Annotated in this window: 17 protein-coding genes; 6 read left to right on the top strand and 11 right to left on the bottom strand. The window is 48.0% G+C overall.

What is annotated here, in order from left to right:
* The first annotated feature begins 6 nt into the window (after nucleotides 1-6).
* Both galE and galT read left to right on the top strand, forming a co-directional pair.
* A complete protein-coding gene (gene galE, locus GKG43_RS12740; RefSeq protein ID WP_025657248.1) occupies nucleotides 7-1,017 on the top strand; it encodes a UDP-glucose 4-epimerase GalE in 1,011 nt (336 codons plus the stop codon).
* Nucleotides 1,011-2,501, top strand: coding sequence for a UDP-glucose--hexose-1-phosphate uridylyltransferase (gene galT / locus GKG43_RS12735; RefSeq protein WP_129879173.1), 1,491 nt, complete (start codon nucleotides 1,011-1,013; stop codon nucleotides 2,499-2,501). Before galE ends, galT begins: the two co-directional genes overlap by 7 nt.
* A gap of 762 nt (nucleotides 2,502-3,263) precedes the next feature.
* Here the strand turns inward: galT and GKG43_RS12730 are convergent.
* Entirely contained in the window at nucleotides 3,264-3,845 is a 582-nt protein-coding gene (locus GKG43_RS12730; RefSeq protein WP_129879172.1) for a flavin reductase family protein, read from the bottom strand.
* A 71-nt stretch (nucleotides 3,846-3,916) separates the two neighbouring features.
* The gene (locus GKG43_RS12725; RefSeq protein WP_129879171.1) at nucleotides 3,917-5,569 is read right to left on the bottom strand and encodes a putative manganese-dependent inorganic diphosphatase; all 1,653 of its coding nucleotides are present in this window, start codon (nucleotides 5,567-5,569) and stop codon (nucleotides 3,917-3,919) included.
* A gap of 381 nt (nucleotides 5,570-5,950) precedes the next feature.
* Between GKG43_RS12725 and GKG43_RS12720 the strand changes: the two genes are divergently transcribed.
* Nucleotides 5,951-6,646, top strand: coding sequence for a S1 RNA-binding domain-containing protein (locus GKG43_RS12720; RefSeq protein ID WP_025657243.1), 696 nt, complete (start codon nucleotides 5,951-5,953; stop codon nucleotides 6,644-6,646).
* A 73-nt stretch (nucleotides 6,647-6,719) separates the two neighbouring features.
* On the opposite strand, the gene GKG43_RS12715 is transcribed toward GKG43_RS12720, so the two are convergent.
* From GKG43_RS12715 to GKG43_RS12695, 5 genes are all read right to left on the bottom strand, one after another.
* A complete protein-coding gene (locus tag GKG43_RS12715) occupies nucleotides 6,720-7,547 on the bottom strand; it encodes an Mrp/NBP35 family ATP-binding protein (protein ID WP_025657242.1) in 828 nt (275 codons plus the stop codon).
* Between the two features lie 146 nt (nucleotides 7,548-7,693).
* Nucleotides 7,694-9,088, bottom strand: coding sequence for an MATE family efflux transporter (locus GKG43_RS12710; protein WP_347562038.1), 1,395 nt, complete (start codon nucleotides 9,086-9,088; stop codon nucleotides 7,694-7,696).
* Between the two features lie 178 nt (nucleotides 9,089-9,266).
* Entirely contained in the window at nucleotides 9,267-10,418 is a 1,152-nt protein-coding gene (locus GKG43_RS12705) for an ABC transporter permease (protein ID WP_129879170.1), read from the bottom strand.
* Entirely contained in the window at nucleotides 10,405-11,535 is a 1,131-nt protein-coding gene (locus tag GKG43_RS12700) for an ABC transporter permease (protein WP_129879169.1), read from the bottom strand. The genes GKG43_RS12705 and GKG43_RS12700 overlap by 14 nt, the downstream gene beginning before the upstream one ends.
* Before the next feature lie 11 nt (nucleotides 11,536-11,546).
* A complete protein-coding gene (locus GKG43_RS12695) occupies nucleotides 11,547-12,476 on the bottom strand; it encodes an ABC transporter ATP-binding protein (protein WP_129879168.1) in 930 nt (309 codons plus the stop codon).
* A gap of 358 nt (nucleotides 12,477-12,834) precedes the next feature.
* On the opposite strand from GKG43_RS12695, the gene GKG43_RS12690 reads away from it, so the two are divergent.
* The 3 genes from GKG43_RS12690 (at nucleotide 12,835) to glgX (ending at nucleotide 16,705) form a co-directional block, all read left to right on the top strand.
* A complete protein-coding gene (locus GKG43_RS12690) occupies nucleotides 12,835-13,902 on the top strand; it encodes a histidine kinase (RefSeq protein WP_129879167.1) in 1,068 nt (355 codons plus the stop codon).
* 3 nt (nucleotides 13,903-13,905) lie between these two features.
* Entirely contained in the window at nucleotides 13,906-14,526 is a 621-nt protein-coding gene (locus GKG43_RS12685) for a response regulator transcription factor (protein ID WP_129879166.1), read from the top strand.
* Between the two features lie 61 nt (nucleotides 14,527-14,587).
* A complete protein-coding gene (gene glgX / locus GKG43_RS12680; RefSeq protein ID WP_129879165.1) occupies nucleotides 14,588-16,705 on the top strand; it encodes a glycogen debranching protein GlgX in 2,118 nt (705 codons plus the stop codon).
* A 481-nt stretch (nucleotides 16,706-17,186) separates the two neighbouring features.
* On the opposite strand, the gene dnaJ is transcribed toward glgX, so the two are convergent.
* The 4 genes from dnaJ to hrcA form a co-directional block, all read right to left on the bottom strand.
* Nucleotides 17,187-18,383, bottom strand: a complete 1,197-nt coding sequence (gene dnaJ / locus GKG43_RS12675) for a molecular chaperone DnaJ (protein ID WP_129879164.1) — start codon at nucleotides 18,381-18,383, stop codon at nucleotides 17,187-17,189.
* 136 nt (nucleotides 18,384-18,519) lie between these two features.
* Nucleotides 18,520-20,397: a molecular chaperone DnaK gene (gene dnaK / locus GKG43_RS12670; RefSeq protein ID WP_025657234.1), complete on the bottom strand. Its 1,878-nt coding sequence runs from the start codon at nucleotides 20,395-20,397 to the stop codon at nucleotides 18,520-18,522.
* A 40-nt stretch (nucleotides 20,398-20,437) separates the two neighbouring features.
* Nucleotides 20,438-21,139, bottom strand: a complete 702-nt coding sequence (grpE, locus tag GKG43_RS12665; protein ID WP_129879189.1) for a nucleotide exchange factor GrpE — start codon at nucleotides 21,137-21,139, stop codon at nucleotides 20,438-20,440.
* A 27-nt stretch (nucleotides 21,140-21,166) separates the two neighbouring features.
* Nucleotides 21,167-22,216: a heat-inducible transcriptional repressor HrcA gene (hrcA, locus tag GKG43_RS12660; protein ID WP_025657232.1), complete on the bottom strand. Its 1,050-nt coding sequence runs from the start codon at nucleotides 22,214-22,216 to the stop codon at nucleotides 21,167-21,169.
* Nucleotides 22,217-22,577: the final 361 nt, after the last annotated feature.

The following is a 22,577-nucleotide window of genomic DNA, read 5'->3' as shown; positions in this document are numbered from 1 at the left end:
AATGAAATGTCTGTATTAGTATTAGGAGGAGCCGGATATATCGGTTCCCACACAGTGTATGAACTTATTGACAAGGGAGAGGATGTCGTCATTGCGGATAATCTGGAAACAGGCCATATCGAAGCGGTTCATCCCAAAGCGCGCTTCTATCAGGGAGACATCCGGAACCGTGTTTTTATTGATTCCGTTTTTGAAAAGGAAACCATCGACGCGGTCATCCATTTCGCAGCGAATTCCCTGGTAGGTGAAAGCATGGTTGATCCGCTAAAATATTATGATAACAATGTTTGCGGCACTAAAGTGCTATTGGAGTCCATGATTGCCCACAATGTCAAGAAAATTGTCTTCTCTTCCACTGCTGCTACCTACGGAGAGCCGGAAAACATTCCGATCCTGGAAGATGATAATACCTGTCCCACCAATACATACGGTGAGACCAAGCTGGCTATGGAAAAAATGATGATGTGGACAGATAAGGCTCATGGCCTCAAATTTGTTGCGCTGCGCTATTTCAATGCCTGCGGTGCTCATAAAAGCGGCTGTATCGGTGAAGCACACAGCCCGGAGACCCACCTGATCCCGCTGATTCTCCAGGTTCCGCTGGGACAACGCGATTATATCAGCATTTTCGGAGATGATTATGACACAAAGGATGGCACCTGTATCCGGGATTATATTCACGTAACCGATCTGGCACAGGCCCACATCCTGGCGGTAGAGTATCTAATGAACGGCGGGGAGAGCAATACTTTTAATCTCGGCAATGGCGTTGGCTTTACCGTAAAGGAGGTCATTGAAACCGCACGCAAAGCCACAGGTCTGGAAATCAAGGCACAGACTGCGCCGAGACGCGCCGGAGATCCGGCAAGGCTGATTGCCTCCAGTGAAAAGGCAAAGAAAGTACTCGGCTGGAAACCAGAGCATGCGGATCTTGAAGAGATCATCTCTTCTGCCTGGAAATGGCACAGCACCCACCCCACAGGATTTGCCGATGGCAGGAGGGACGCTTCATGTTAAGTAATTCTATAAAAAAGCTGGTTCAGTATGGAATTCAGACCGGCCTGACTCCGGAATGCGAACGCGTTTACACAACGAATCTGCTGCTGGATCTGTATCATGAAGACGAGTATGAAGATACTGACTGCGATCTTTCCGGCATTGTCCTGGAGGATGTGCTCAGAAACCTTCTGGACGAAGCATGCAGCCGCGGCATCATAGAAGACAGCATCGTATACCGCGATTTATTTGATACTAAACTGATGAACTGTCTGCTGCCCCGCCCCGCCCAGATCCAGAAAAAGTTCTGGGAACTGTACGAAACCTCACCTGTGGCTGCCACAGACTATTATTATAAGTTCAGCCAGGACAGCGATTATATCCGCCGCTACCGCGTGGCAAAGGACATGAAATGGACGGTTGATACCCAATACGGCACACTGGATATCACGATCAACCTATCCAAACCGGAAAAAGACCCCAAGGCCATCGCTGCAGCAAGGAACGCCAAGGCTTCCTCCTATCCGAAGTGCCTGCTTTGCATGGAGAATGAGGGGTATGCGGGACGTACCAACCATCCGGCCCGCGAAAATCACCGGATTATTCCGGTCACTATCAACGACAGCGGCTGGGGCTTTCAGTACTCCCCCTATGTTTATTACAACGAGCACTGCATCGTATTGAACGGCGAACATGTTCCCATGAAGATAGAAAAAAACACCTTCCGGAAGTTGTTTGATTTTGTCAAATTATTTCCACATTATTTTCTTGGTTCCAACGCCGACCTGCCGATCGTAGGCGGCTCCATTCTGAGCCATGACCACTTCCAGGGCGGTAATTACACCTTTGCAATGGCAAAGGCACCAGTAATCAGCACATTTGAGGTAAAAGGCTTCGAGGATGTCAAAGCCGGCATTGTAAAGTGGCCTCTCTCTGTCATCCGTCTCCAAGGAAATAATGAAAACCGGATCATCGATCTGGCGGACCACATCCTTAAGGCCTGGAGAGGCTATACCGATGAGAAAGCCTTCATCTACGCAGAAACAGAAGGACAGCCTCACAACACCATCACCCCGATTGCCAGAATGCACAACGGTCTGTACGAGCTTGACCTGACACTGCGTAATAACATCACCACAGAGGAGCACCCGCTGGGTGTATACCACCCGCACGCAAACCTGCATCACATCAAAAAAGAAAATATCGGTCTGATAGAGGTCATGGGCCTCGCCGTACTCCCCGCCCGTTTAAAGGATGAGATGGAGCGGCTGAAGACCTTTATACTAGAGAAAAAAGACCTCCGCAGCGATGAGATGCTGACGAAACACGCCGACTGGGCGGAAAGCTTCCTGCCCGGGTATCCAGAGATCACCCCGGAAAATATCGACCATATACTCCAGCAGGAAATCGGTAAAGTCTTCTGCCAGGTACTCGAAGATGCCGGAGTGTATAAATGCAACGAAAGCGGACTCAAAGCTTTCCATAAATTCATAGGGATTCTTTAGGGGCTGGGACGCGGAATCGGGTAAGGGTCCGCCTGTGGAAAGAGGGAGGTCTGGGGCGGGGAAGAAAATACAGGGGAACCTTTGCTAAAGCAGCCCATTCTAGACCGCGCATTCTATGCTTTTGCAAAGGCTCCCCTGTATTTTCTTCCCCGCCCCAGACCTCCCTCCTTCCACAGGCTGCGTGCATCCGGTATGCAGAGACCAGCCTGTGTGAGGGAATCTGCGGGAGAGACGGATGGGGGCGGCGATACGGAGGGCCGTTTTTGAAGGGCGTATCGGAAAACCCGGTTTGAATATCACGAAATTTCTGGGGAAGATTGGAAATATTGAAAATATTTTTTGGAATGCGCTTCCGCTCCCATCTTCATCCTCACATCCAACCAAGATCCACTGCCCTCGTGAAACGCCTCCCAAAGTAAGTTTTTATTTCCGGCCGGATACGCCCAGCCTGCCTGAGATGGGGAGAGGGATGCCGCCGGGACTTAGAGGAGGCTTTTTGTTCGTATAGAGCGCACAGTCTAGAAGTCCTTACGTAAAAGGAACTGTCCATGAGGGATGAAAAGTGATTTTCCGAAATCACTTTTCAGTACTACCTAATGCGAGAAAGCATCAAGCTTTCTCGCTGCATGTAGTACGTGCCCTCATGGCAGTTCCTTTTGCGTTAGGACTTCTCCGTAAGCGGGTTACAAACAAAAAGCCTCCTCTAAGTCCCGGCGGCATCCCTCTCCCCATCTCAGGCAGGCGCCCCCCCCACCCGCAAACCTACTTCCCCCGTTTCCTCTTCTTGCGAATACTATATCCGAAGGTTCCGATTTTTTTTCCCAGCCCCAGGTATTCTCCATGGGAATAGGCGAGGAGTCCTGTTTTATTGAGTTCGAACTTGTTTTTTTCGTTTAGGTAGGATTCGTCAACCTGTACTGTATTTACCTCGGCCAGGAACATGTCATGGCTGCCGAGTTCTTTGATCTCGGTCACCCGGCATTCAATGCTGACAGGACATTCTTTTATGACCGGTGCATAGAGCAGAGTCTCGGCGGGCCCCGGTGTGAGGCCTGTCTCTTTCCATTTGTCTGTGTCACGGCCGGATCTAACCCCGCAGTAGTCCGTGGCCTTCGCCAGTTTTTCTGTTGTCAGATTTATAACGAATTCACCCGTGTCTTTTATCATCTGATAGGAATAGCGCTCCGGCCGCACGGATATATAGACCATGGGCGGATTCGTACAGATGGTTCCCGTCCATGCGACAGTCAGGATGTTTTGATTGCCTTCCTTGTCCCCTGCGCTTACCATAACTGCCGGGAGGGGGTACAGCATATTGCCTGGTTTCCATATTTGTCTGCTCATGAATGTATGTGCCTCTTTTCTTTCTCTTCCAAGTGATGGGTACTTTAATCAGTTTCAATCACGATATGATCCTATTGCTGCAGTGCGCCTACCAGTGTTGGCACAAGCTGTTTCTTTCTCGATACAACCCCCTTCAGAAGGAGATCCTCCGTATCCTCACGCAAATCGTAGGCTGACATTACCTTTTCCCTTGCATCCGGCCCGCAGCAGAGCAGTTCGGAGGATTCGGTCACGATATTGGTCAGCATGAAAAATACCATATCCAGGCCGTGTGATTTTCGCGCGCTATCCAGATGTGGAAGCACTGTGGTCTTGATTTCCTTCAGTTCATCCGCACTCATAGAGTTCACCTGGCCTACGCCTATAACGGTCTCATTAACTGTAAACTGTTTGAAGTCCAGGAAGATAATTTCTTCCGCACTCTTGCCTTTTAGATTGCTGCCCGCATTGAACATTTCCAGGGCCAATTCTTCTATATTGATGTTCGCGGCCCTGGCCAGACTCCTTGCGGATGCCTCATCCAGGGATGTACATGTGGGTGAGCGGAACATCAGTGTATCGGAGATGATTGCGGAACAGAGGAGAGCTGCTATCGTCGGCTCCACTTCCACGCCTTCTTCCTGATACATCTGGTAAATAATCGTGGCTGTACAGCCCACCGGCTGATTTCTGAAAAATACCGGGCCCATCGTCTCAATGCTGCTCAGTCTGTGGTGGTCTATGATTTCCAGTACATCAGCCTCTTCGATCCCGTCCACAGCCTGATTCTTTTCATTGTGATCCACGAGGATCACCTGCTTCTTCCTGCAGTTAAGAAGCCTCCTTCTGGAAATAAATCCAAGGAAATTCCCTCTATTGTCCAGAATCGGAAAATCACGAAACCGCTTATGTGCCATGACCTCCTTCACATCATCCACATAATCACGCATCCTAAATGATATCAGCCCCTCCTTAGTCATAAAATGCCTGACAGGAATGCTCTGGTTGATCTGTCTGGCTACGGTAAACGTATCATGAGGCGTGCTTATGATCACAATCTCCTTCTCCCTTGCCTGATCAATAATGTCATCCGGTACTTCTGCCCCCTGGCATACAACCATGCATCCCACATTCAGGTCAATCGCACACTGCTGGGCTTCTCTTCGGTTTCCCAATATTACCAGATCATCCTGTTCTATAAAATCCGACATTAGATCCCGGCTGGAAGCTGCAATGCCTACTTTTCCTTTCAGCAGATAGCTGTGATCATTACCGATCACGACCCGCCCGCCAATCGTTGTCGCTATATTGCGGTACTGCGTCCTAGCTCTCGACAGAATCGTACTATCATAAACATCCATATAGGATGTGGCGATATCGCCGATCGTAATCAGCCCTTCCAGCTTCCCCTCCCTCGTAACCGGCAGTGTCTTAATATTCAGTTCCTTCATCCGCGCCCAGGCCGTCTTAATCGATACACTGCCGCTCAGCCCTTCAATCTTCCTCAGTTCCACGTCCTTAACCTGTACACGCAGATCCGACAAAAGTGCAGGAACCTTCACCTTAAAACGATCCAGCACATATTGGGTCTCCTCATTCAGCTGCCCCGCCCTGCGAGGAGTATGGTCCTCCCCTGTCACAATCGTCTTAAGCCTTGCATAAGCAATCGCAGAACAAATAGAATCCGTATCTGGATTTTTATGGCCGACTACATATACTTTTCGTTTATTAACTCCATTATCCATTTTATATCCCCTTTAAGCATAAATTCACATAATAGTAGATTGCCACCTTTTTAAGTTTTCGTCAACCAGATTTTAAACATTCACATTATTTTTTACATAAGATACTACTCAAAAAACGACCTGAATCCCACATCTGTCCCTATCCCCTACATTTGGCCTTTCCTCACAAACTACCAGCCTTTCCCCAATCTCATCCGCCTGCCCTCGTTTTACCTCCTCGTCAAGAAACGAGTTCTTCCCTGCCGCCAGGCGTCCTCCCTCAAAAAACTCTCAATCTAAATTCAGTAATGTTACAAGACCTGTTGTTTTTTGTGGCACAAATATGCTATACTTATACTATATGGACTACATGAATTATAAAAGATAAGTTGAGGTGCGACGATGAGTGAAGAATTGAGAACTGAAGAATTACAGACAAACGATGAACCGGTTGAGACAATGGCAGATTACGAGGAACATTTTGATGATGCCAACCCATGGAACAGAGTGATGGATTATATGGAAAAGAAAACGGTTCTGCCAGTTAAGGTAGAAGGCATTGTCAACGGCGGTGCTATAGCCATGGTAGAAGGGCTACGAGGATTTATCCCTGCTTCCAAGCTTTCTCTTTCATATATTGAAGATCTTGAAACATATTTACTGAAGGACATAGAAGTCCGTGTGATTGATGTGGATCAGGCGAATAACCGCCTTGTATTGTCCGCACGTGAGATCCTGAAGGAAAAAGAACAGCAGGCACGTGCAGAACAGATTGCCAGCATTAAGACCGGCACTGTTATGGAAGGAACTGTAGAGACGCTGCAGAACTATGGGGCATTCATTAAGCTTGACAACGGTCTGTCCGGTCTTGTCCACATTTCCCAGATTTCCCAGAAGCGTATTAAAACCCCTGGCGAAGTACTGAAGGTGGGCGACACTGTGAAAGTGAAAGTAATCGGCATCAAAGAAGGAAAGATCAGCCTGAGCATGAAGGCTCTGGAAGAACATCAGGAAGAAGTTGAAGAAAGAGTCGAGATTCCGAAGAGTGAGAACATTGGAACCAGTCTTGGAGATCTCTTCAAGAATATCAAACTTTAATAACTGATTGTTAAAAGGCATCATCCCTATGAAGTATTCACAGCGGATGATGCCTTTTCTTTTCCGACACGCTCTAAAGTTCGATATCTTTGAGATACGGATTCTCCGTCTCGTAGAATTTTTCCTGTTCTACGGCTTCTGCAATCTTTGTATCGACCGGCATCTTGCCAAGAACAGGCAGTCCCAGATCTGCTGCGATCTCATCGATGTGGCTTTCGCCGAAGATGCTGATCTCCTTGCCGCAGTCCGGACATTTTAAATAACTATAGTTCTCTACGATTCCCAGTACCGGAATATTCATTTGTTTTGCCATATTATAGGCTTTTTTCACGATCATCTGTACCAGATCCTGCGGAGAGGTTACGATAACTACACCATCTACCGGCAGGGACTGAAATACGGTAAGAGGAACATCACCGGTTCCCGGCGGCATATCCACAAATAGATAATCCAGGTCGCCCCACATAACATCGGTCCAGAACTGTGTGACAACACCTGCTATGACCGGCCCTCTCCAGATCACTGGGGTGTCCTCTTCCTCCAGAAGAAGATTCACGGACATAATCCTTGTCTCATCCTTTGCAATGCAGGGGAACATTCCATCCTCACTGCCCTTTGCCATCTCGTGCACGCCATACATCTTGGGTATGGACGGCCCTGTAATGTCGGCGTCCAGAATACCTACCGTATATCCTTTTTCACGCATCATTCTGGCAAGTGAAGCGGTCACAAGAGACTTGCCCACACCGCCCTTTCCGCTGATAACGCCGATTACTTTTTTTACCTGTGAATATGCATTTGCAGGGACTCTGAAATCTTCTTTTTTACTTTCACATGTCCCGGCATGTGAACATCCGGAGCAGGATTGCTCACTGCAGCCATTGTTGTACTCTTCTGCCATAATACTCTACCTTCTCTTTCTTTCATGATACCAAATCCGGGCCTTCGTCCTGAACGCCGGCCCACTGTTCCTATTATAACACACTCTAAAAAAAAGTACACCCATGGGAGAAAACTAATCGTTACTGTACACGCCCGCAATAACAACTAATCCAACTTCCGGGTCACGTCCTTCAGCCATTTATAGCTGCGGTACCTGATCCATGTGATAGGTACTTTAATCAGTTCGTCGCTCATCAGTATGATATAGACTACGGGCACGCCGCAGTGAAATACAAAGGCTGCCAGGAAACCAAAGAGTATGGAGCATCCCCACATCGTAGCAACGTCCATGATCAGGCCGAACCTCGTGTCTCCGCCGGAGCGGAACGTCCCGACCACCATCGTTGTATTGAACGACTGGGCAATCACGAAATAAGACATAACAAAGAACATAAACTTCAGATAGCTCTTTGCCGCCGGTGTCAGTGAAAGAAGAGCCGCTGTTACCGGAGCTGCCACGAGTATAATCGCGCCGCCTATCGCCCCCATCACCACGCTTAGAAGAAGGAAGCGGTGTGCATAGGCCTTTGCATGTTCGAACTTCTTCTCCCCTATCGTCTTGCCCAGATAGATCGCTGTCGCGCTGGACAGTCCGAATGCAACTACCGTCGCCAGCTGCCTGGCCACCTGCGCCACGGAATTGGCCGCCACAGCCGCACTGCCCATATGTCCAAGAATCGCGGTGTTCGCCGCCGTTCCAAGCCCCCACATCACCTCATTCATCACCACCGGCAGCGCATACCTGAGAAAATCCCTTACCAGCAGTTTGTCTGTCCGCATAAGATAGCGGAAACGGAACTTAATGTCCTTATTAAAGAGCCTAGCATAACCGAACACAAGTATCAGCTCCACAAACCGGGCTGCCAGCGTACCCAGCGCGGCTCCCTGTATTCCCATTGCAGGACAGCCGAGGAGGCCGAAGATAAAGATCGCATTCAGTATGACATTGCAGATCAGAGAGACCAGGTATACAACCGTTGCGACTACCACCCGTTCCACGCTGCGCATAATGAAAAGGTAAACCTGGGTAATTCCCATCAAGACATAGGAAAAGGCAACAATTCTCAGATACTTCATACCCTCGGAAATGACCGCAGGATCATTTGTAAATATCCGCATCAGAATATCCGGGATCAGCAGGGCCGCCACCGTAAATATGGCAGTGACAATAATGGCCGCTTTCATCCCCAGTCCCAGAATCTTTTCTATAGTTTTCTTATCTCCCTTCCCCCAGTACTGTGCAGTCAGCACTGTGGCGCCGGAGGTCAGCCCAAACAAAAAAAGCACCATGATATACTGCACTTGTCCCGCCAGGGACGCTCCTGAAAGCGCCTTCTCTCCCACCCTCCCCAGCATAATTACATCGGCGGCGGTTACCCCCACATTAATCAGGTTCTGCAGCGCCATAGGAATTACAAGAGCAAAAACACTCCGGTAAAACTTTCCCCAGTCAATCCCTAATCCGTCATCTCCGAATAGTATTCGCTTCATAAATGTCATATAGTCCCGTACCTCTCCTCACTCAGTAAAATTTATCGTTACCGTTTACAGGTTTGTCTGTAGACAGTAACAATTTTTTCTTTCAATCCCAGAAAAAATGTTCTCCGCACTGTGCAGAGAACATCTTTTTTAGATTCTAACATATATTCCCAGAAAGGTACAGTCCTGTTTTTACAGTTTATGCCCCTATCTTCTTCTTTTTTGACACTGCCATAGCGATACACAGGATAGCAGCTGCAAATACCAGCTGGATTCCAACCGCCTGCAGCACTTCTGTGCGCACACTGCCTGTAATATTTCCAAAATCCGCCAGCATATCATTGGCTTTTTCGTACCAGTAAACCGGCAGGAACTGTGCAACTGTTATTACCCCTTTATTCAGGACTTCCAGCGGCACAAAGACCCCGCACAGGAAGCACATGCCAAGCGACACCGTATTAACAATGCCGTTGAGTGCATTTGTATTGTTGGTCAGCATTCCCACCAGATATGCCAGCGCCAGAACCACGAGCAGAACCGCCAGCGAGTTGAGCAGATAGTAAGGAATGGAACTGCTCTTGAGGAACGCTTTGCCATAGAGAACCAGGTTCCCCAGCATGCAGACCGCCCACAACGCTCCGCCCAGCAGCCCGGCAGCCAGAAGCGCTTCCAGGTTCTGCCTCCGGTTTGAAACTGCGCATGCCTGCATTCTTTTGGGGATATCCCCTTTATGGAATGCGGATAAGATATTTCCCAGCACATAGCAGAGGACACTCATCATCAGATATGGAATGTATCTGAAATAATAAGTATAACCTGGCACTTCTCCTGCATTGCCATTGATGTCCAGCATGGTGATCTCTGCCCCCTGCCTTTCCAGAGCCGCATCAACTGCATCCGATGCAGAATATCCGGCTGCATAGTAGGTCTTCACACTATTCAAAAAACTGGTAATCTGCTGATCCACATAAAAACTGGTGTAAGAGCCGGGCACCTTCGTCACCTCCAGCTTCTCCCCGCCTTCCAGACACTTTTTTTCAAAGCCGGCGGGAATCTTTACTATATACTCTAACTCTCTGTAGAACAGGCTTTCCTGTAATTTTTCTTTGTCATTATCTATCATAGTCAGGTTATGGAACTGTCCAAGATACTCCTTCAGCCCTTTTGCCAGAGCGCCCCCGTCCTCATCAACGATGCCTACATGTACGCTTTCCGCGCTGTAGCTGCCGCTCCCGGTATCTTTTGTAACTGCCTGGATCATCATAGTGATGCCGAAAAAGATAGCCAGGTACATCAGCATCAGTCCCACATTTGCTTTTACAATTTTCATATAACCTTTAAATACTGTCATAACGTTCCCTCCTGACTACTAAGAATGATCCCAGGATCAACACCACTGACATGAACGTTAAAATAAGAAGGCTGCGCTTGAATCTCGCCGGATCATCATAGACATTGATACAGTAGAATGCGTCTGATATCAGAGCCGCCGGGTTAATGCGGTTTAAAATCGGGCAGTATCTTTCTACCGTATATTTCATTTCCGAGTTCATCAGCCCTGCCAGAAAACTGCACACCATGGAAATACCGAGGAGTATCCCTATCTTGATGCCTTCCCCAAACTTGCTGATACTGCTGATAAAGATTCCCATGGAAACACCGATCAGACAGCCTATAAATGACACGAGCAGCATCTGCGGCATTTCCCCTCTGAATTCTAAGTGAAGCACATAACGCAGATATAATAGCAGGATGATGATATTCATAAAATGTATCCCAAATGAAGTCAGCATCTCTGACAGGATCAGTTTCAGTTTATGAGTCGGCGTAACACATCTTCTGGACGCAAGTGCGGTCAGGTTGGCCTGCAGGGTGAGCGCGGAACCAAATCCAATAAAACAGCCGTACAGGCAGCCCATTGCGATGAGCGCATAAAAGAACTGTGAGTTTCCGTCTGTTGTCTTGCCGCCCAAAGAAACCTGTTTTACCATCTCTTGATAATCGGACATCTGGGCGGCTGCATTACGGATTCCCTCCGGGTGTTCCGCCGCGATCGTCATCATCGTCTGTTTCCCGTCCAAATAACTTTCCAGCAGAGACTGCAGGATACTTTCTCCCATTCCCACGCCTCCAACGGTAAGGGTTGGAGTCTCCCCTACATAGAATATCCCGGATATCTCTTTTCCTTTCAGAGCACGGAGTGCCTTTTTTTCATCCATAGTTTCTATATGGATCAGTTTGGAATCATCCTGCTCCATCATATCCAGAAACTCCAAAAATTCCTGATCCGCTGCCTGCCCTTTCTCCTCTACAACCGCAGCCGGCACTGTCTCAAAATCAGCTTCGTCTATTTTGCCGAACGCAAAGTAAAAGAAGGTAGCCAGCAAAAGCGGAAAAAAGAAGGGCCAAAACAGCATATTAAAATTATGCAGCTTTACTTTGACATCATATTTCATTAAATGCAGCATGTGATCCCCTCCTAGTCTCTCAGCTCTTTTCCCGTGATTTCGAGGAAAACGTCATTCAGTGTCGGAAGCTCCGAGAATACCCTGCCGAATGGTATTTCATTTTCCTGTAAATAGTTCAATATACGTATCAGATTGTGTTTTGCCCCTGTGCAGCGCACGGTTAGTGTCTGTTCTTCATATTTTACATCGAACACATGGGGCAGAAGGCGGATATCCTTGATCTGTTCCGAATCAAGAGCAGCTGCCTCTATGGTAACCGTCTCCCCTGTCTTAATCATGCCCTTTAGTTCTTCTTTTGTTCCGACCGCAATGCTTCTGCCGTGATCCATGATAGCGATTTTAGTACAGATCTGTTCTACCTCCTCCATGTAATGGGATGTGTAGATGATGGTAGATCCCTGTCTGTTCAATTCCTGTATCCCCTCCAGAATCCGGTTTCTGCTCTGCGGGTCCACCGCAACAGTCGGCTCATCCATGATGATAAGGCGGGGTTTATGTGCAATGCCGCATGCAATGTTCAGACGTCTGAGCAGGCCTCCCGAAAGCTTCTTTGGCCGCATTTTTATATAGTCCTCCAGCCCCACAAAGTGAATGGCCTCCAAAACCAGCTTTTTTCTTCTCTCTCTTTCTTTCACATACAGCCCGCAGAAATAGTCGATATTTTCATAGACAGTAAGCTCATCAAAGACTGCTATATTCTGAAGGACGATTCCAATCTGCTGTTTAATACCATAATTATCAGGCCTCATCTCCTCGCCGAAAATGCTTACCGTGCCTTTGTCGTATTTTAAAAGTGCGAGCATACAGCTGATCGCCGTCGTTTTTCCGGATCCGTTTGGACCGAGCAGTCCATATATCTCCCCTTCCTCTATCTCCAGATTCAAATGATCCAGTGCCACAAGTTTTCCATAACGTTTTACCAGGTTTTCTATTTTTATCATTCCAAAGCCTCCTCTGACTTCATTTTCCTTAGCCGCTCGGCGGCCTTGTTCTTTATAGTTTTAGTATACTTTCTTTTCTTTCCTTCTGGTAGTGTCATACGTCATGATCTTCATGTGACAAATGTCACCTTCTTCCTGTATACGTCCGCAGGGTATATACAGGAACGGTATCTCTTACCCGCGGAGCCTGTACCATATTAGTTACGTATCCAGCCATTTTATGATATAATGAGCGTTAGTTAGAAAAGCGTGTCTGTACATTTTCCGAACAGCAAATGGCGGTCATGAATCTTTGATTCATGATATAATGGAAAATATAACAGACTGTGATGATTTATCCGCACAGAAAGAGGTTCCCATGAATTTTTTCAGAGACACTGGATTATTGATTGTATTTTGCTTTTTCACTTTATTTCATGATTCACCGGATATTGTTTATGTATTTGGGTTTTTAACGGCTCTGATTATCTGCTGCGCCGATTATTTTCTGGAGCTGAATAAGCTGCTCCTGCCCATCTCCCTCCTGTATCTGCTCGTATCCATACTGCTTCCTGAGCTGCTTTATTTTTATCCGGCATGTGCATATGTGCTCCTGCATCATAAGCGCTATATTCCTGCCGCTGCAGGCCTCTGCCTGTATATCTGGGCATATGGCATCCGGGAAGCAGACCTGTACCTTCTCTTTCTTGGAATCTTCGGGGTGATGCTAGCCTTTCTGCTCCAAAGAAACTCAGGAACCTATGAGCAGCTGGACAGTCTCTATAAACGGACAAGAGATGACAGTACGGAGCTGAATCTTCTTCTTACGGAAAAGAACCATGCACTGCTGGAAAAACAGGATTACGAGATCTACGCCGCCACCCTGAGGGAACGCAACCGGATTGCCCGTGAGATTCATGATAATGTCGGACATCTTCTTTCCCGCTCCATTCTCATGGTGGGGGCCCTGCGCGCTGTTCATAAGGAGCCTGCACTGTCGGAGCCGCTGGAGACCCTGGATTCTACTCTAAATTCTGCCATGAACACCATTCGCAGCAGCGTGCATGACCTCCATGATGAGGCCATAAACTTAGAAGAGGCGGTGAACAGCCTGCTCAAAGATTTTACAGCCTGCACGGTATCATTTGAATATGACATGAGTCGGGAATTACCCCGTGAAGTCAAATACTCCTTTATCAGTATTACAAAAGAGGCGCTCTCCAATATCATAAAACACAGCAATGCGACACATGTAACGATTATTATGCGTGAGCATCCGGCACTTTACCAGCTCTTAATTGAGGACAACGGAACAGTCCTTTCCCCCTCGGGTACCGGGATCGGGCTTGTCAATATGAAAGACAGGATCCAGTCCCTGAAAGGCAATATACAGATTCAGACGGACAAAGGTTTCAAAATATTTATCACCATACCAAAGGAGATTTAAAGTATGAACATTTTGATCGTAGACGATGATTTTCTCGTGGCAGGAGCCCTGAAAACGATACTTGAGACGCAGGAAGACTTTCATGTACCGGCCTGCGGAAGTGACGGAAGTGAGGCAGCAGCGCTGTTTAGGCAGCACCGGCCTGATGTCCTTCTCATGGATATCCGTATGAAAGATATGAACGGACTGGATGCTTCAGCGGAAATACTCCGAGAATTTCCGGAAGCAAGAATCTTGCTTCTTACCACATTTTCTGACGATGAATATATTATCAAAGCGCTGAAGCTGGGTGCAAAGGGGTACCTCCTGAAACAGGACTACCAAAATATCGTGCCTGCCATCCGGGCCGTGTATTCGGGCCAGACCGTGTTCGGAGATGCCATAGTCTCGAAGATTCCCTCACTTCTCCAGAGGCTCCCGGCCTTCGACTACGCTTCCTATGATATCAATGACAGAGAATTGGAAATCATCCGGCTCATAGCTGACGGGCTGAGCAATAAGGAGATTGCCTCTGCTCTGTATCTAAGCGAAGGAACTGTACGGAATTACCTGAGTTCTATCCTCGATAAGCTGGAGCTGAGGGACCGGACCCAGGTTGCCGTCTTTTATTATCAGCACAAATAATGCCGGCACACAAAATTACAGCCAAAATATTCTCAGAAAAAAAAGAAAGGATCTGATATTTATGCCATTACAGACTACCGATATGTCTCTTGTCCCCAGCGGGCAGCTGGAACCGCTTGACATGATCAGCGGTTTTCTCGTTCGTCCGGGATTTTTTAATACCTTTGGAGCAACTATCATTCCCGGAGGGGTCAATTTTACAATTCAGTCCCATAAAGCTTATTCCTGCGAACTGCTTCTCTTCCACAGGAAAGCGGAGAACCCTTTCGCAGTGATTCCCTTTCCTGAACATTATAAGATCGGGTTTGTCTATTCTATGATTGTTTTCGGGCTGGACATCGAAGATTTCGAATATGCATACAGCCTGGACGGGCCTTATGACGAGAAGAAAGGCCTTCGTTTTGATAAAACAAAGATTCTGCTGGACCCTTATGCCAGGGCCGTCACCGGCCAGAGCAAATGGGGCTGCATGAACTGCTCACAGCACGGCTACCGGGCGCGCGTTGTGCGCAATAATTTCGACTGGGGACGGGAACGCCAGCCTCAGATCCCCATGGAAGATATGATCATCTATGAGACCCACGTCAGAGGCTTTACCAAAGATGATTCCTCCCGTGTAAAACATCCCGGCACCTTCCGGGGGCTGGAAGAAAAGATCCCATACCTGAAGCAGCTCGGCATCAATACCGTGGAGCTGATGCCTATCTTTGAGTTTGATGAGATGCGCGATGCACGGCTGCTGGACAATAACCAGCTGCTGGACTACTGGGGCTACAATCCGGTCAGTTTCTTCGCCCCAAACACTAGTTACGCCTCTTCCGTGGAATATAACCAGGAGGGCAGGGAACTCAAGGAACTGATCAAAACCCTGCACGACAACGGCATTGATGTGATTCTGGATGTTGTGTTCAATCACACTGCCGAGGGCAATGAATACGGCCCCTGCTTTTGTTTTAAAGGATTTGATAATCATATTTACTACATGCTGACCCCCGATGGTTATTACTATAACTTCAGCGGCTGCGGCAATACGTTGAACTGCAACCACCCGGTCGTACAGCAGCTGATCCTGGACTGCCTGCGTTACTGGGTGACAGATTACCGTGTTGACGGATTCCGCTTCGACCTGGCGTCCATCCTCGGCCGCAGCGACGACGGCTCTCCTATGAGCCAGCCTCCGCTGCTGCGCAGCCTTGCCTTTGACCCTATTCTCGGCAATGTAAAGCTGATCGCAGAAGCCTGGGATGCGGGCGGGTTATACCAGGTAGGCTCCTTCCCATCCTGGAAGCGCTGGGCGGAATGGAACGGCAAATACCGGGATGACCTCCGCAGATTCTTAAAAGGAGATGCCTGCATGGCCAGAGCCGCCGCCATGAGAATCCTGGGTTCACCTGATCTATACGATCCGGATTCCAGAGGCCTGAATGCCTCTGTCAACTTCCTGACCTGCCATGACGGCTTCACCCTCTACGACCTGTACTCCTACAACCAGAAGCACAACGAAGCCAACGGCTGGGACAATACCGACGGAACGGATGACAACAACAGCTGGAACTGCGGTGTAGAAGGCGAAACCGACAATCCTGAGGTCAATACACTCCGTTTCCGCATGATCTGCAACGCCTGTGCGGTCTTAATGTGCAGCAGAGGAACCCCCATGTTCCTCGCTGGAGACGAGTTCGGGGATACCCGTTTTGGAAACAACAATCCCTACTGCCAGGACAATCTCATCTCCTGGCTGGACTGGCGTCTCTTAGAGAAAAACAAAGATCTCTTCCAGTTTTTCTGCTACATGACCGCCTTTCGGAAAAGCCATCCCGCAATCCGAAAGAACCTGGCTCCCAGCCGTACAGGTTTTCCGTGCACCAGTGAACACGGCCTGACCCCCTGGACACCAGACTACACTCCCGAATCAAGAACCATAGGAATCATGTTCGCCGGATACGACGAAGAAACGAAAAAAGAAGACATCGTATACCTGGCAGTGAACCCCTACTGGCGAACACTAGAACTAACCCTTCCTGAGCTCCCCCCGGATTACAGCTGGCACATAGCAGTAAACACCGGCGATTCGTCACAAATGCTTTACGATGAAAACACTGCCCCCAAGGCAACTGGAACCGTACTCCTGGGAGGCCGCTCAATCATCTGCCTGACTGCTGCTTCCCAATGTCAGTAAGTCCCCCTTTCTTTGACGGCAGCTAGCCCCCGAGAGCACGAGTGACATATAAATCCTTTGATATTAATTAAGTCCTTATTTAAAGTAGAGTCCAGTATACCCACCATTAAAACTATACTTCCTTCGATCCCCATCCCCGCAGCGTACCTCCCGCCTTGGACGCCCCAGCTTCGTGAAACCTCGGAATGGCCGTCCTCCCGGGAGTCGGATATAGGGGCAGTCGGAAGCGTCTTTTGGCTGTTAGTTGGAGTTAAGGAAAAGAGAAGAAAAACTAGGGTGATTCTTGTGATCACAAATCACAAGAATCCCTGGCCCCAACGCGTGAAGCCATCAAGACTTCACGTGATGTGGCCAGGTTACCCTGGCTTTTCTTCTCTTTTGCTTTACTCCAGCTTACAGTCAAAACCCGTCTCTCCGACTGCCCCTATATCCGATTCCTGGGAGGACGGCCATTCCGAGGTTTCACGAAGCGTCCCCCTCTTCACTCATCCACCGCATCCTTCACTTTCCCTCTGAACCCTTTTTTCTTCCCCTTTGTAGGTTTGCTTTCCTCTTCCGGTTCCACATCCTGGTTCAGTGAATTCCCCGATAATTTATCAAACTGCTTCAATGCTTCCTTTGCCTCCGGGCTAAGTTTTTCCGGCGTCTGGATGACTAATGTCACATAATGGTCTCCCCGCACCTGAGAATTACGAAGGGACGGAACACCTTTTCCTTTTAAGCGCACTTTTGTATCTGTCTTGGTGCCTGCTTTTACGGTATACAAAACGTCCCCGTCTACGGTAGGTACTCTGATGTCCCCCCCCAGCGCTGCCTGTGCAAATGTAATCGGTACGGTTGAGAAGATATGCATATCCTGCCTCTGGAAGATCGGATGTCTGCTTACATTTACTTCTACCAGCAAATCGCCTCTCGGTCCGCCGTTAACCCCCGGCTCGCCCTTTTCCCGCAAACGGACGCTCTGCCCGCTGTCTATGCCGGCAGGCACAATTACCTTGATGCGCTTCTTGCTGGATGTATATCCCGTGCCTGAACAGGACGGACATTTTTCTTTAATGACTTTTCCTGAACCACCGCAGTTCGGACAGGTCTGGACATTCTGTACTGTGCCGAAGAAGGACTGGGATGTATAGACCACCTGGCCTTTTCCTCCGCACTTCGGACAAGTCTCAGGAGATGTGCCCGGCTTTGCCCCTGTTCCGTTACATGCTGTACATGGATCCTTTAATGCAACGTCCAATTCCTTTTCACACCCAAAGACTGCTTCCTCGAATGTAATTCTAATACTCTTGCGGATATTTGCCCCCTTCATCGGACCGTTGCTGGCCCTGCCGCCTCTGCGTCCGCCTCCGCCAAACAAATCTCCGAAAATATCACCAAATATATCACTGAAATCAGCACCGTTAAAATCAAATCCGCCGAAGCCGCCTGCTCCGCCGGCCCCACCTTCAAATGCTGCGTGTCCAAACTGGTCATACTGGCGGCGTTTATCAGGGTCGCTAAGTACTGCATACGCTTCCGATGCCTCTTTAAACCTTTTTTCGGCCTCGGCATCTCCGGGATTCATATCCGGATGGTACTTTTTGGCCAGAACTCGGTATGCCTTTTTAATTGCCGCGTCATCTGCATCCCTGCCTACGCCAAGCACCTCGTAATAATCTCTTTTTGACTCTGCCATAACACTCTACCCTTTCATCTGTCTGCTTAATTCTGCCACAAAAAGACGCTCGCAGCCTTTTTATAGACAGTTTGCAACAAAGAAATTCTACGAGGCCGCATTTCGCGGCTTCGTAGAACCTTTCTGCCAACGGATTTTATACTTCTTTATAATCTCCGTCTACTACATCATCTCCCTGGTAGCCTTCCGGCGCCGGACCTGCTTCCGGTCCCGGGCCCTCTGAGAAGCCTGCTCCAGCTCCTGCACCAGCTCCTGCCTGCTCGTACATCTTTGTAAATAACTTCTGAGCGCTTTCCATCAGTTTATCCTTGGCCGCCTTGATCTCAGCAACCTGAGCGTCTGAGGTATCTTCCGGAGTAGATTTTGCAAGGATATCTTTCAATGCCTGGCAGTCAGCCTCTACGGCTGCTTTGTCTGTAGCATCCAGTTTATCGCCCACTTCCTTAATCGCTTTTTCGGTCTGGAATACCATACTGTCGGCTTCATTTCTCGTATCAATCGCCTCTTTACGTTTCTTATCCTGGCTCTCGAATTCAGCAGCTTCCTTAACTGCCTTCTGGATGTCATCATCTGACATGTTGGAGCCCGCCGTAATTGTGATGTGCTGCTCTTTGCCTGTTCCGAGGTCTTTCGCTGATACATTTACGATACCGTTTGCATCGATATCGAATGTTACTTCGATCTGCGGGATTCCACGTGGAGCCGGCGGAATTCCATCCAGCCTGAACTGTCCGAGAGACTTGTTGTCTCTTGCGAACTGTCTCTCTCCCTGTACAACATTGATATCAACTGCTGTCTGATTATCTGCAGCTGTGGAGAAGATCTGGCTCTTCTTTGTAGGTATTGTTGTATTTCTTTCAATCAGTCTTGTTGCTACGCCGCCCATTGTTTCAATAGAAAGTGACAGTGGTGTAACATCCAGCAGAAGGATATCGCCTGCACCTGCGTCTCCTGCCAGCTTACCGCCCTGTACAGAAGCGCCAAGTGCAACACACTCGTCCGGGTTCAGAGACTTGCTTGGCTCTTTGCCTGTCAGACGTTTTACTTCTTCCTGAACTGCAGGAATACGTGTGGAACCACCAACCAGCAGTACCTGGCCCAGCTCAGATGCGGAGATGCCTGCATCTGACAGTGCGCGTCTTACCGGTTCGGCTGTCTTTTCAACAAGATCATGTGTCAGTTCATCGAACTTTGCTCTTGTCAGGTTCATATCGAAATGCTTTGGTCCTTCGGATGTAGCTGTGATAAATGGAAGGTTGATGTTGGTTGTTGTTGCAGATGAAAGCTCTTTTTTTGCCTTCTCAGCAGCTTCTTTCAGTCTCTGAAGAGCCATCTTATCCCCGGATAAGTCTACGCCCTCTTTTGATTTGAAGTCAGCCAGCATATAATCTGTAATCTTTTGGTCAAAATCGTCTCCGCCGAGTCTGTTATTTCCTGCTGTAGATAATACTTCGATAACTCCGTCTCCAATTTCAATGATTGATACGTCGAATGTACCGCCGCCAAGATCGTATACCATGATCTTCTGCTCTTTTTCATTGTCCAGGCCGTATGCAAGCGCTGCTGCTGTAGGCTCGTTAATGATACGCTTCACGTCCAGCCCTGCGATCTTTCCTGCATCCTTTGTTGCCTGGCGCTGTGCATCGTTAAAGTAAGCCGGTACGGTGATAACTGCTTCCGTTACTTTTTCTCCAAGATATCCTTCCGCATCCGCTTTCATTTTCTGAAGAATCATAGCAGAAATCTCCTGTGGAGAATACTTTTTGTCATCGATTGTTACTTTGTAATCGGTTCCCATCTCTCTTTTAATGGAAGAGATTGTTTTGTCTGCATTTGTTACTGCCTGACGTTTTGCAGGTTCTCCCACAAGACGCTCTCCTGTCTTTGTAAATGCTACTACGGACGGAGTTGTTCTTGCACCCTCTGTATTTGCGATGACAGTCGGCTGTCCACCTTCCATAACAGCTACGCAGCTGTTTGTTGTACCTAAGTCAATACCAATTATTTTGCCCATAATCATTTCCTCCTAAAATATTTTGATTTTGAATGAGAAATTAGTTTGCTACTTTTACCATACTATGTCTCACTACACTGTCGCGGTATGTGTATCCTTTTTGGAACTCCTCGGCTACGATATTCTCGCCAATTTCTTCGTCCTCCACATGCATGACTGCATTATGGAAGTCCGGGTTAAATTCGTTTCCAACCGCCTCGATCGGTTTCACGCCAATCTCTTCTAGTGTAGTCATCAGCTGTTTATAAATCTTTTCCATTCCCTCTGCAAAAGGATTGGACTGTTCTTCCTCCGGCACAGCTGCCAGGCCGCGTTCAAAATTATCCACGACCGGAAGAATCTTTTCTATGATATCTTTCGCACCTATCTCGTACATCTGGGATTTCTCCTTTTCTGTACGCTTGCGGAAGTTATCAAACTCTGCCATTTGACGGGTAAGCCTGTCAGTCAGTTCTTCGATCTTCTCGTCTTTTTTATCTTTTTTATTCTTTCTGCCGAAGCGCTTCTTTTCTTTAACGGATTTGTCTTCTTCATCCTCAGCCGCATCCGGTTCTTCATTATCTTCGGCTTCTTCCGCGTCCTCACCGCTGTCTGTGCATTCTGTTTCTTCCTGTACGTCCTCGCAAGCTTCCGGCCCGGCTTCGGACTCAGACTGGTTTTCGTCTCTTTCTTTTTCCGCTTCCTTTGCGGCCTTGGCCTTGGCTTCCTCTACGGCTTCTCTTACCATATCTTCTTTGCTCATCTTCTCTTCCACCAGCTATTCACCTTCCTATTCTTTTGGGTCTTTGTAATAAATTGCATCCAACTCATTCTGCAGAGTCTTCAGCGTCTTCATGACATGTTCATAATCCATACGCTTTGGACCTATAATACCTATAGTACCCTTCATGCCCTCGCCCAATTCGTAGGTTGCTGTCACAACACTGCAGTCTTTCATGGTCTTCACCGGTGCTTCATCTCCAATGTATACCTGAATTCCATGATTATCTTCACTGGCCAGTGTCTCGGTAACGAGATCGGCCAATTGCTGCTTTTCTTCAAATGCACTGATAATTTCCTGTGCGCTCTGCTTATCGCTAAGCTCCGGATACTTAAAAATATTCGTGGCACCGCTGGTATAAATCTCCATATCATCATCCACATGGATGATTTCTGCCACAGCATCCAGAACATCACTGATCACCTGGCTGTGAATCCCAGCCTGTTCCTTCAGCCTTGCGATCAGCCCGAGGTTAATCTCTTCTATGGACATCCCGTTCAGGGTCGTATTCAGCAGCATATTCAGCTTTAGCAGAGTCTCACTACTTAAAGTTTCACCGACATCAATAATTTTATTCTTGATGACGTTGCCTCCCATCACGATCACTGCCACAATCTGTTCTTCATCCACCTGTGATAGCTGGATAAACTTCAATGTGTTCCTGCTGTTGACCGGAGCCGAAACCATAGTCGCATAATTTGTATTCGCTGCAAGAACTTTGGCTGCCTGCTGCAATATCTTGTCAACTTTGTCTGTCTTCTCCAGCATTGTATTCCTCAGTTCCGTGATCTCCTGCTCTTTCTCCTCCATCAGCATATCCACATACAACCGATAGCCTTTGTCTGAAGGAATGCGCCCTGCAGACGTGTGAGGCTGGAATATGTATCCCAGATCCTCCAGATCTGCCATCTCGTTTCGAATGGTGGCTGAACTCAAATTTAATTCCGTATATTTCGAAAGGGTTCTGGAACCTACCGGTTCGCCTGTCTCCAGATAATTCCGGATAATTGCTTTTAATATCACTAACTTCCTGTCAGTCATTTCAGTAACTGCTGCCATATCCGGACCCTCCTTTCTGATTCAGCCTTCTTGCTTATTAGCACTCTTTACTTTTGAGTGCTAACACCTTACGTATACTAAGATAGCACCATGAATAATTTTTGTCAACAGTCTTTATATATTTTTTATACAAAATCGGGATATAGTTAACGAGCTTTAGACCTCGTTGACGGACGGCGGACGCGAATGACGAGGTGAGTCCGGGAGCTGGCGGGGCAATGTCTGCTGGTGAAATGTCCTGACACTTCGCGAAGAAGCTGTAGAAGAAAACGGAACGGGAAGGGAGGTACATGCCGCATTTGGCCCGAATGCCGATGCATTCGCGCCGCAGGCGGCATCAGAATTTGCCTGGTAAGGCAAA

This window comes from Eubacterium sp. BIOML-A2 (assembly GCF_009680135.1).
In the GTDB taxonomy this organism is placed as follows: Bacteria; Bacillota; Clostridia; order Lachnospirales; family Lachnospiraceae; genus Faecalicatena; species Faecalicatena contortus_B.
This window is presented reverse-complemented; position numbering and strand designations above follow the sequence as displayed.

Bases quoted from the DNA above. Each gene is read 5' to 3' on its own strand.
- galE (WP_025657248.1), top strand. From the start codon at position 7: ATGTCTGTATTAGTATTAGGAGGAGCCGGATATATCGGTTCCCACACA.
- GKG43_RS12715 (WP_025657242.1), bottom strand. From the start codon at position 7,547: ATGGCAGAAGAGTACAACAATGGCTGCAGTGAGCAATCCTGCTCCGGA.
- grpE (WP_129879189.1), bottom strand. From the start codon at position 21,139: ATGAGCAAAGAAGATATGGTAAGAGAAGCCGTAGAGGAAGCCAAGGCC.
- GKG43_RS12710 (WP_347562038.1), bottom strand. From the start codon at position 9,088: ATGACATTTATGAAGCGAATACTATTCGGAGATGACGGATTAGGGATT.
- GKG43_RS12685 (WP_129879166.1), top strand. From the start codon at position 13,906: ATGAACATTTTGATCGTAGACGATGATTTTCTCGTGGCAGGAGCCCTG.
- GKG43_RS12720 (WP_025657243.1), top strand. From the start codon at position 5,951: ATGAGTGAAGAATTGAGAACTGAAGAATTACAGACAAACGATGAACCG.
- GKG43_RS12695 (WP_129879168.1), bottom strand. From the start codon at position 12,476: ATGATAAAAATAGAAAACCTGGTAAAACGTTATGGAAAACTTGTGGCA.
- hrcA (WP_025657232.1), bottom strand. From the start codon at position 22,216: ATGGCAGCAGTTACTGAAATGACTGACAGGAAGTTAGTGATATTAAAA.
- GKG43_RS12690 (WP_129879167.1), top strand. From the start codon at position 12,835: ATGAATTTTTTCAGAGACACTGGATTATTGATTGTATTTTGCTTTTTC.
- GKG43_RS12730 (WP_129879172.1), bottom strand. From the start codon at position 3,845: ATGAGCAGACAAATATGGAAACCAGGCAATATGCTGTACCCCCTCCCG.
- galT (WP_129879173.1), top strand. From the start codon at position 1,011: ATGTTAAGTAATTCTATAAAAAAGCTGGTTCAGTATGGAATTCAGACC.
- GKG43_RS12700 (WP_129879169.1), bottom strand. From the start codon at position 11,535: ATGCTGCATTTAATGAAATATGATGTCAAAGTAAAGCTGCATAATTTT.
- glgX (WP_129879165.1), top strand. From the start codon at position 14,588: ATGCCATTACAGACTACCGATATGTCTCTTGTCCCCAGCGGGCAGCTG.
- GKG43_RS12705 (WP_129879170.1), bottom strand. From the start codon at position 10,418: ATGACAGTATTTAAAGGTTATATGAAAATTGTAAAAGCAAATGTGGGA.
- dnaK (WP_025657234.1), bottom strand. From the start codon at position 20,397: ATGGGCAAAATAATTGGTATTGACTTAGGTACAACAAACAGCTGCGTA.
- GKG43_RS12725 (WP_129879171.1), bottom strand. From the start codon at position 5,569: ATGGATAATGGAGTTAATAAACGAAAAGTATATGTAGTCGGCCATAAA.
- dnaJ (WP_129879164.1), bottom strand. From the start codon at position 18,383: ATGGCAGAGTCAAAAAGAGATTATTACGAGGTGCTTGGCGTAGGCAGG.